Genomic DNA, 10100 nt, shown 5'->3' on the forward strand with positions numbered 1-10100 from the left:
TGCCCATGATCCCGCCACAGGAAGCTCCCACGCGGGAGGCCACGGCCACCCTGCGCGCCTACCGGGCGGACTGGGTGCATTTTACGCAATGGTGCGCGGAACACGCGATTTCCCCCATTCCCGCAGCGCCTGATGGTGTGGCGGCCTACCTGCGCAGTCTGGGCAGGTTCGCCCCCGCCACCATCCGCCGCCGCCTTGCCGCCATTGGCAAGATGCACCGTTTCAATGGTCTGGCGTGGGATGTCACGCATCCGCTCATCCGCGCGGCGCTGGCCGAGATGCTGGAGCAGGCCCGCCGCCCCGCGCAGCCCGCCGCCGTGGTCACGCCCGCCATGCTGCGCGCCATGTCCGAACGCTGCACCGACGGCGTGCGCGGCCTGCGTGATCGCTGCCTGTTGCTGTTCGGCTTCGCGGGCGCGCTGCGCCGTTCGGAACTGGTGGGCCTGCAGGTGGAAGATGTGCGCCTTACCCCCCAAGCGGTCATGCTGACGGTGCGCGACGGCCATGAGGCCCCAACCATTGCGCTGCCCGTGGCGCAGGAGCGCGACCTGTGCCCGGCAGCCGCCTTTACGGCATGGCAGCAGGTGGCGCACCGGCAGACCGGGCCGCTGTTCCGTGCCATCTCCAAGGGCGAGCGCGTGGGCGGGCGGGCGCTGACCCCTTATGCCGTGACCCGCATCCTGCAACGCCGGGCGCTGATGGCCGAAGTGCCACCCGCCACCGTGGCCCGGCTCAGCGCCCATGCGTTGCGGGCGGGGTTTATTGTCGAGGCCCTGCGCCACGGCATGGATGCCACGGTTCTTGGCCAGCGCACCCGCTACCGCGATCCGCGCGCCCTGCGCCCCTATGCCGAACTGCTTGCCCATGACTGAAACCCTGCGCCTGCCCTGGGCCGACCTGCCACCCGCCACCGCCCCGCGCGAGGAAGAAGGTGCCGCCCCGGCCCGCCGGCCGCCCGCGCGCCGGGGGCGGCGACCGCTTTCCGCCTGGCCCGCGCCTGCAGGGCCACTGCCCTGGCAGGGCTGGCACCTTTTGGTGCATGGGGCTGATGCGGCCATGACTGCCTTTGCTGCCGAAGCTGCCGGGCCGGGACTGATTCCATGGCCGTTCGATGCGGAGCGCGTGGAGGAAGACATGTTCGCGCTGGCCATAGGCGCCAACAGGCCCGGTCAGGAACGGGGCGGCCTGTCGGTGGAAGGGTGCCGCATCCTTGCCCGCCAGTTCCGCGCGGCGGCGGAGGCGCGTCATGCCCGCCTCGCCCTGCGGCCTGATGGCGCCTGCCCGCTGGATTTCAATCGCCTGGTACCCGTGCCGGACCGCATCCTGCACCTTGGCGCGACCCACCCCGATGCCCGCGCCTGGCTCATGGCCAACTGGGGCGTGCTGGAAGCCCCTGCCCAGATGGCGCCGCTGCCGGGGCGCAAGGCGGGCAGGCGGCTGCCGCGCGGGCATCGGGCCGTGGTGTACGGCTTCTTTACCCGTGGCGGCACGCCAGCGCCCGTGGTGCGCCGGATGGAGGAGCACTCCCCCCAACTGACCTTCCGCCTGACCGGGCGGCCTTTGACATGACTGGCCAGCCCGACCTGTTCGACCCCGCGCGGCCCGGTCCCGAGCCGGTCATCATGCTTGATGCGTATCAGGGTGACCTGACGCATCTGGTGCAGTTGGCCCATGCGCGTGAAATTGACCTGACCCGGCTGGATATCGTGGCCCTGATCGACCAGTTGGCCGAGGCCGCGCGGGCGCATGCTACCCTGCCGCTGGGCATGAAGGCGCAGTGGGTGGTCATGGCATCGGGCCTGCTGCTGCTGCGCTCGCGGCTTTTGCTGCCCGCCGATGATCCGCGCCAGCAGCAGGCGGCGCAGGAAGCGCAGGACCTGCGCGCGCGCCTGATCGCGGCCGAACAGGCGGTGCAACTGGCCGGATGGCTGGCGGCGCGCGCGCAACTGGGGCGCGATGTCCATGCCTTTGGCGGTGCGCCGCCTGCCTTGCGTGACGAATCGGCTGCCTGGGAAGTGGACCGGATCGAATTCCTGTGGGGTTGCCTTGCGGTGTTTGATGGCAACTGGGGCGCCATGCCCGAGCCGACGTTCTTTTACGCCCCGGTGCAGCTTGACCTGTTCTCGGTCGAGGAAGCGCGCGCGCGGGTGCGTGCCTGCCTGGCCCGTGCGCGCAAACCCGTGCCGCTGGACCGCATGCTGCCCGATTCCGTCCGGCATGGGGCGGAGCAGGGCGCGCGGCGCGCGGAACAGCGGCGTTCGGCGTGGAGCAGCACGTTCACCGCCTGCCTCGAAATGGTCAAGCAGGGCGAGGCGCTGGCCTATCAGCCCGGCCCCGATGCGCTGCCCCGCTTTGGCAACGTGGTGCGCGACGGCGCGGCCTGAACCCTTTTTGGCAGGGAACCAGCGAGGGTGGCGGCATGGCCGTCGCCGCCTGTGTTGCGCGCGGCCTTTTTCATATCGAATAAGTAATATGCTGCCGATCGGACTGGCCCGCACGGGTGTGAACGGATTTTTCTCTCATTTTTCTAACACTTTGCTTGACTGGATTTATTTTTTGATCAAGCTGGAACAAACGGTTTTTTGTCTGGCTGCCATGCGGGTGAAACACAGCTTCATGGTGGCTTTTTGCCATGACAGAAGTGGCCTGCAGGGCAGCAGGTTCACATAAAAATATTTCATATAAGATCAGGGTTGATTTCGAGATGTTAATAATGTTTATGGATAAAACGTGATGAATGAATGGCTTGGCTTGTCAGGGCAGGATGCATCCAGTGTCCGTGCATTGGCGTATGGACTGCCGGAGGCTACGACTGTCATGCTTTTCCGTTCCGCCGGGAAAGAGGATTATCGTGCTTCAGGGTCAAGCCGGGGAGAACAAGGCGGATCGCATCAGTCGTTTCGTAGAAATCTGGTCATACTCCCGTAGTCAAATTGGTGAAATCAGAACATCCAGAACAAATTCTGTAATAATCCTTCCTAAAAACTATGCCGTTCTGAGTGAGGTATGGGTATGACGTATGCGGAACAGAGTGATAACACACTACAAAAGGTAATCGTTTTTGCCCTCGTCCTGGCATTCGAGGGGCTGCTGGTGCTCGCGCTTCTGTTCGGGCTCAGCTCGCCGCCAGATGCGCCCCAGGAGCCGCCCAAGCCGCCGGTCGAGGTGCACATGATCAAGGAGCCGCCACCTCCGCCGCCGCCACCCCCGCCGCCACCCCCGCCGCCGGAAATTACGCAGCCGCCGCCGCCGTATATTCCACCGCCGAAGATTCAGGTGCCGACGCCGCCGCCGCCGATGAAGGTGACGCACGAGAAGCCGCCCAAGGCCATGCCGCCCGCAAGAGCGACGCCGCCGGCTGATGCGCCCGTCTCCAACGCGCCGCCCGTGCCCGATCACTCGGCAGGCACGTCGCCGCTGAACCATGTCGTGCCGGAATATCCGGAGGACATGTCGGAAGAAGGCCGTGAAGGCGTTGTGTCCGTGGCATGTGACGTGGAGCCGACCGGCGTGACCAGCAACTGCCAGGTGGTCAGCGTAAAAGGTGGCCAGGCATTTGCCGACGCAGCCCTGAAGGCGGTCCGCCGCTCACGTTATGCGCCGACAGTCAAAAATGGTGTGCCCGTCAAGGAGTTCCACCATCTCTATACGATCACGTTCAGTCTGAACGACTGAGCCTGAGTATTAGGTCAGGCGCGGCGGGGGCCGGCAGCACCCCGCCGCATCGCGAAAAAAACATCCTGCTCCAGAGGATTTTGGTTAAATGATCAGACTGCATCGTAAACACACTCTTGTTGCCTCGGCCGCGTTCGCTGCCATGCTGTGTGCTGCCTCGCCGCTTGCGGCGCTGGCGCAGGATGCCGCCCCGGCCGCGAACGATGCGGCCACGGCTCCGGCGGTTTCCGCTCCGCCCACCGATGGCGCTGGCGCACCAGCAACCCCGGCTCCGGGCACCGACGCCCCGGCCGCCGAAGCACCTGCCCCCGCCGCTGATGCTGCGCCGGCAGCGCCGGCACCCGCACCTGCCGCTGACGCAGCCCCCCCGGCTGATGCGCCCAAGGCGCCCGAAGGCAATCCGTACGGTCTTGGCGCATTGTGGGCCAATGGTGACTTCATCGCCCGTGGCGTGCTGCTCATCATGGTGTTCATGTCGCTGGGCACCTGGTACATCATGATCACCAAGTTCTTCGAGCAGGCCCGCGTGATGAACGCCGCCAAGCAGGTGATGAGCGATTTCTGGACCAAGGGTTCCATCAAGGAAGGGGCCGCAGCCTTGCCCGCGAACTCCCCGTTCCGCTACATTGCCGATACGGGTGTGAAAGCCGCCGAGCACCATGAAGGCACGATGCAGGAATCCATCGACCTGCATTCCTGGACCACCATGTCCATCCAGCGCTCGGTTGACGTGATCCAGACCAAGCTGCAGGGCGGCCTTGCCTTCCTCGGCACCGTGGGTTCCACCTCGCCGTTCGTGGGTCTGTTCGGCACCGTCTGGGGTATCTATCACGCCCTGACCGCCATCGGCATCGCGGGCCAGGCTTCGATCGACAAGGTTGCAGGCCCGGTTGGTGAATCGCTGATCATGACCGCCATCGGCCTCGGCACCGCCGTTCCCGCCGTGCTGGGCTACAACCTGCTGGTCCGCCGCAACAAGGGCGCGATCGACAAGGTGCGCAACTTCGCCGCTGACGTGCAGTCGATCCTGATGGGTGGCTACCGCCATGGCGCGGAAATCACCATCCATCCCGACAACTCCCCCACAACCACGACTATCGACAACCGGGTGGCCTGATCATGGGTATGCAAGTTGGAGGTGGCGGCGATGAAGACGAGGTGGTGTCGGCCATCAACACCACACCGCTTGTCGACGTCATGCTGGTGCTGCTGATCATCTTCCTGATCACCATCCCCGTCGCGACACATACCATCAAGGTTAGCCTCCCCATGGATGCCAACCAGCCAACCCGGACGTTGCAGAACAACATCGTCGTGGCGATCACGCCGACCGGGCAGGCCTACTGGAACGAGACGCCGCTCACCAGCTATGCCGACCTGGAATCGCATCTCGAGCACGTGGCGGCGGAAACCCCGCAGCCCCAGATCCAGATCCGCGGTGACCAGACGGCAAAATACGAAGGCGTGGGCAAGGTCATTGCGGCCTGCCAGCAGGCCGGCATCGTTCACGTCGATTTCATCACTGAGCAGCCACACGGCTGATATCCATTCCCGGCCGGGGTTCATGCCCCGGCCACATTGGGGAGAGTAGACACCATGGGCATGAATGTCGGCTCAGACAGCACGACAGAGGACGAAGGTATTGTCGATATCAATACCACGCCCCTGATTGACGTCATGCTGGTGCTGTTGATCATGCTGATCATCACCATCCCGCTCCAGACGCATTCAGTCTCGATCGACCTGCCGCAGGGCAACCCGCCGCCTTCAACCGCACCCGACCCGGTTGTGGATACGGTGGCGATCGATTTTGACAACACCATCACCTGGAATGGCGAACCCGTTGCAGGCGAGGCGGACCTCCAGTCCCGCTTCAAGGATGCGGCGGCCCAGCCGGTCCAGCCCGAGATGCACATCCACCCCGACCGCCTGGCCAGCTACAAGGTCGTGGCGCATGTCATGGCGGATGCACAGCGTCTTGGCGTGACCAAGCTCGGGATCATGGGAAGCGATCAGTTCATGGACGCGCAATAAGCGCTCCGTTTTCGCGACGCATCATCGTGACCTGAAAAGCGGTCCTTCCCTTGCGGGGAGGGCCGCTTTTTCATGTGTCCGGCATGGATATGAAATGCCGTTTTTTAGGGCATATGGCCCTGACGGGCTGTAGCATAAAAAGCACGCAACCCACATTGTTGGGGCTGATCGGACGGCTTTCATTCATATCGAATAGAAAACGGAATGGCGTAAAATCGTTGGTTTATAGCACGATAGACGTGATTGCGCCTCTTGGAGCATTCCGGGTTTCCAGATAGATAAACACTCTGTTGCGTTTTTTAAGCTTGGCCTGCCCAAGTGTATTTCATAAGTCAACAGGAAGGCGGAATGTTCAGTTTCCGCAACTAGTTCAGCATGGCCGGTACGGGACGGAAAATGCTGTCAGTACGGCAGACGGGGATGGCTGCCGCTGAAAACTGTATGGCTGCACGCAGTGGCGCGCTGCCGGAAAGATTTGCGGGGGGAATGAATGAAGACGGGCCGGGATATCTATAACGTCGTGATACGGCAGGTACGCAATGCGGCAGGGCAGGGCGGATTGGCCGGGCTGCGCAGGCCGGGGCTGAAAACGCGCCTGCGGGCCGTGTCCTGCCTGGTGGGCACGATGTGCATCGCAACGGGCAGCGAGGCATGGGCGCAGGTGGCCACCACGCACGCCACCCCTCATCGCCATGCACCGGTCCGGCAGGCGGGAGCGCCGAAGCAGCAGGCCGCAGCGCCCGCGGGCGTTACGGACACCGCGGCCCCCGAGCAGATCCGCGTGGCCTCCTCGCGTGAGGCCCGTGATGGTGGTGGTGGCATGATGCGCCAGGAAACCGCGCCCCATGCGGTGCAGACCATCGGCAAGCAGTTCATTGAAATGCGCAGCCCCACCAGCACGGCGCTCGACCTGGTCAAGAACCTGCCGAGCATGAACGTGAGCTCGCCCGATCCGTCAGGCATGGAAGGTGGCCAGATCCAGACCCGTGGCCTGACCGACCTTGACATGGGGCTGATGCTTGACGGTGCACCGGCGGAAGCAGCCAAATACCTGAACGAGGATATCGATTCCGAAAACCTCGAGAGTGTCGAGGTGACCCCCGGCAGTTCCGCCACCGACCTGCCCGCCATATCGGCCGCAGGCGGCGTGATGAACGAGCGCTCGCGCACGGCATCGCACAAATTCGGCGGCATGACCGATTTCTCCTATGGCACGAACAACATGTCGCGCGAGTTCATCCGGCTGGATTCGGGCGAGATCGGCCATACCGGCCTGCGCAGCTATTTCTCGTTCTCCAACACGCATTCGCGCTCGTGGATGGGCTCGGGCATCAACCAGCGCAAGCATATCGATTTCGGCCTGCAGAAGGACTGGAGCAACGGCTCCAACGCCAGGCTGTTCGTGTCGTGGAACTCCGAGGATTTCACCATCGACGCCTATCCCGATGGCCAGGCGTTTGAAAACTACAAGCTCACGGGCCAGGGCTATGGTCGCAACTCCGATCCGACCAGTGATAATTACTGGAAGAACAACAACGATCACTGGAACCAGATCTTCTTGACAGCACCGATCCATGTCGTGCTGCCCGCCAAATTCACGTTCGACCTGCAGTCCTATTTCAGCTTCGGTCAGGGCTGGGATGCCTCACCGGGTAACAATACCGCATACGGCACGAACTACAGCGCTGCCGAAGGGCGCAATTATACCGATTTCTTCCTGGAGAACGAGGCCAGGCAGGTCGGCGTCGTGGCCAAGCTGGGCTATGATGTGGACAAGCATAACCATGTCTCGTTCGGTTACTGGTATGAAAACAACCAGACCATCCAGTCCTATCCGCTCAGCTACACCATGGCCAATGGTTCGGCGCCAAGCCCCAACGCAGCGGCGTATCAGAACACGTATTCCAACGAGACGTACGGCGTATCGGGTGTGAACGCGGGCTATGAAGTGCATGCCCTGTTCATTCAGGACACCGCCAAATACCTTAACGACAAGCTGCAGATCCATGCGGGCTTCAAGTTTGTCATGTCGGACGCATGGGACAAGGGCTGGAATTCGGCGGCCAGCAACTGGACCTATGGCAAGAACGCAACGCCGGGCCAGACGGTGGGCCGCATGGGTGCGAACACGACCGAGCCGCTGCCGCAGCTTTCCATCAGCTATACCTTCAACAACCATCACCAGATCTATGTGAATGCCGAGGGCGATTACCGTGAGCCCAGCGCCAATGACCTTGGCTGGTTAACGCCCGTCAACGGTCAGAAGATGCTCAAGAACCAGTATTCCATCAAGGAAGAGCTGGGTTACCGCTATCACGACAAATACGTGATGTTCGACCTGTCGCTGTTCAACTACAACGTCACCAACCGTATTCTTGATACCTATCTCGGTGCCAACCAGTTTGCACCGATTGAAGGTGGCAACCAGACCATGCGTGGCTTTGACGCCATGATTGCCAGCCGTCCGATCCACGGCTTCAGCCCGTATGCCTCATTCGAGTACCTGCATGCCACGCAGGACAGCAACGTATGTGCAAGCTATAGCGGCACGACCTGCACCGATATGGTGCATGCCAAGGGCCAGCAGGCCATCATGGCGCCGCATGTCATGGCCAATTTCGGCCTGACCTACAAGTACCAGGGCTTCTTTGCCAACGCCGCCGTGCATTATACCGGCCCGCAATCGGTCGCACTCGATAACAGCGAGCGCATGCCGGGTTACGTGACCGATACGCTGTCGCTGGGCTATCACTTCAAGCCCTTCATGTATGCCAAGTCGCCGACCTTCAAGCTGAACTTCTCCAACCTGACCGGCTCGATCGTGCGCACTGGCGCCATGGGGGCCATCTACCATGCTGGCACCCAGGGTGGGTATCCGGTTTATTATGGAGCTGCATCGGCACTTGGCCGGGCCGCGCAAGGCAATTCCTTCATGGTTGAGCCGCGCTTTACCATGACGGGTACCGTCTCCACCTCCTTCTGACCTTTTCCCTGCGCCTGCCGGACCCCGCCTTTACCACAAAAGGCGGGGTTCTTCTTGCGCAGGCGTATAGCTGCAAGTGGAGAGGGCGTGTGACAGCACAGAAAACCCACCCGGTTGATGAAATGCTGCCCATGGGCATGCTGTTTGCCTTCGGGCTGCAACATGCGCTGGTCATGTACGCGGGCACGGTGGCGGTGCCGCTGGTCTTTGCCGCCGCCATGCACCTGTCTGGCCCGCAGACGGTCATGCTGATCAATTGCGGGCTGATGACATCGGGCATCGCCACGATCATACAGAGCGTGGGGGTATGGAAATTCGGCTCGCGCCTGCCCATCGTGCAGGGGTCATCCTTTGCCATGCTGGCGTCCATGCTGCTCATCGGGCAGATCTATGGCGTACGCTCTGTGTTTGGCGCGGTGATCGGGGCAGGGCTGGCCATGGTGGTGCTGGCGCCAGTCATGGCGCGGCTCATGCGCTTTTTTCCGCCCGTGGTCATTGGCTGCCTCATCATCATCATCGGGCTGACGCTCATTCCCGTGGCGGGGCGGTGGATTGGTGGCGGCACGCCCGGCGCGCCGGGGTTTGGCAGCATGGCCAACCTGGCACTTGCCTTCGCCACCATTGTCATCACGGTGGGCATGCAGGCATGGGGCCGGGGGGTCTGGTCCAATATCAGCGTGCTGGTGGGACTGGCGGCGGGCAGCGTGATCGCGGCCCTGTGCGGCATGGGGCATTATGGCATGGTGGTCGAGGCCCCGTGGTTTGCCGTCAGCACGCCTTTCGCCTTTGGCCTGCCCGAGTTCCATGCCATGCCGGTGTTCATCATGCTGCTGAGCATGGTCATCATCGTGGCGGAAACAACCGGCAACTGCCTGGCCATTGGCCGCGTGGTGGATCTGCCGGTCAATGACGTGACCATAGCCGGCGCGCTGCGGGCTGATGGCCTGTCGACCATGCTGGGCGGGGCGTTCAGCAGCTTTCCCTACAATGCCTTTACCCAGAATACCGGGCTGATCGCCATGACCGGCATCCGCAGCCGCTTTGTGGTGGCGGCGGCAGGCGTGGTCATGATCGGGCTGGGGCTGTTTCCCAAGCTTGGGGCGTTGATTGCTGCCCTGCCAGCCCCCGTGCTGGGGGGCTGCGGGCTGGTCATGTTCGGCATGACCACGGTTGGCGGCATCCGCGAACTGCTGCATGTGCGCTTTGAAGGCACGCGCAATGGGCTGATTGCCGCCGTATCACTCGGACTGGGGCTGTTGCCCATGGCCTGCCCGGACCTGTTCACGCACATGAACGGTCTGGCGCGGCTGTTGCTGGGCAACGGGGTGCTGTTGTGCATCCTGTCCGGCGTGGCGCTTAACCTGCTGGTGGGGCAGGAGCGTAACTGACTGATAAAAGATAATAAAAG

General features: G+C 62.8%; 10 protein-coding genes. 9 read left to right on the forward strand and 1 reads right to left on the reverse strand.

Annotated elements, in window-relative coordinates; genetic code table 11:
* Positions 1–5: 5 nt before the first annotated feature.
* Genes GXY01S_RS12085 through GXY01S_RS12095 form a run of 3 tightly spaced genes read left to right on the forward strand, consistent with a single transcriptional unit; the run spans position 6 to position 2384 of the window.
* Positions 6–872: a tyrosine-type recombinase/integrase gene (locus tag GXY01S_RS12085; RefSeq protein ID WP_061275430.1), complete on the forward strand. Its 867-nt coding sequence runs from the start codon at positions 6–8 to the stop codon at positions 870–872.
* Complete coding sequence (locus GXY01S_RS12090) at positions 865–1569, forward strand: hypothetical protein (RefSeq protein WP_061275432.1); 705 nt, start codon at positions 865–867, stop codon at positions 1567–1569. The genes GXY01S_RS12085 and GXY01S_RS12090 overlap by 8 nt, the downstream gene beginning before the upstream one ends.
* Positions 1566–2384, forward strand: a complete 819-nt coding sequence (locus GXY01S_RS12095; RefSeq protein WP_061275434.1) for a segregation and condensation protein A — start codon at positions 1566–1568, stop codon at positions 2382–2384. Before GXY01S_RS12090 ends, GXY01S_RS12095 begins: the two co-directional genes overlap by 4 nt.
* A 70-nt stretch (positions 2385–2454) precedes the next feature.
* Here GXY01S_RS12095 and GXY01S_RS18210 read toward each other — a convergent pair whose 3' ends face one another.
* Positions 2455–2634, reverse strand: coding sequence for a hypothetical protein (locus GXY01S_RS18210; protein WP_129551602.1), 180 nt, complete (start codon positions 2632–2634; stop codon positions 2455–2457).
* Between the two features lie 372 nt (positions 2635–3006).
* On the opposite strand from GXY01S_RS18210, the gene GXY01S_RS12100 reads away from it, so the two are divergent.
* The 6 genes from GXY01S_RS12100 (at position 3007) to GXY01S_RS12125 (ending at position 10080) form a co-directional block, all read left to right on the forward strand.
* The gene (locus GXY01S_RS12100) at positions 3007–3675 is read left to right on the forward strand and encodes an energy transducer TonB (RefSeq protein WP_061275436.1); all 669 of its coding nucleotides are present in this window, start codon (positions 3007–3009) and stop codon (positions 3673–3675) included.
* Between the two features lie 88 nt (positions 3676–3763).
* Complete coding sequence (locus GXY01S_RS17260; RefSeq protein WP_082770859.1) at positions 3764–4792, forward strand: MotA/TolQ/ExbB proton channel family protein; 1029 nt, start codon at positions 3764–3766, stop codon at positions 4790–4792.
* 2 nt (positions 4793–4794) lie between these two features.
* The gene (locus tag GXY01S_RS12110; protein ID WP_061275438.1) at positions 4795–5217 is read left to right on the forward strand and encodes an ExbD/TolR family protein; all 423 of its coding nucleotides are present in this window, start codon (positions 4795–4797) and stop codon (positions 5215–5217) included.
* A 54-nt stretch (positions 5218–5271) separates the two neighbouring features.
* On the forward strand, positions 5272–5709 hold the full coding sequence (locus tag GXY01S_RS12115) for an ExbD/TolR family protein (RefSeq protein WP_061275441.1): 438 nt from the start codon (positions 5272–5274) through the stop codon (positions 5707–5709).
* 490 nt (positions 5710–6199) lie between these two features.
* Entirely contained in the window at positions 6200–8692 is a 2493-nt protein-coding gene (locus GXY01S_RS12120; RefSeq protein WP_061275443.1) for a TonB-dependent receptor, read from the forward strand.
* An 89-nt stretch (positions 8693–8781) separates the two neighbouring features.
* A complete protein-coding gene (locus GXY01S_RS12125) occupies positions 8782–10080 on the forward strand; it encodes a nucleobase:cation symporter-2 family protein (RefSeq protein ID WP_255210435.1) in 1299 nt (432 codons plus the stop codon).
* Positions 10081–10100: the final 20 nt, after the last annotated feature.

This window comes from Komagataeibacter xylinus NBRC 15237 (assembly GCF_001571345.1).
Classification (GTDB): Bacteria; Pseudomonadota; Alphaproteobacteria; order Acetobacterales; family Acetobacteraceae; genus Komagataeibacter; species Komagataeibacter xylinus.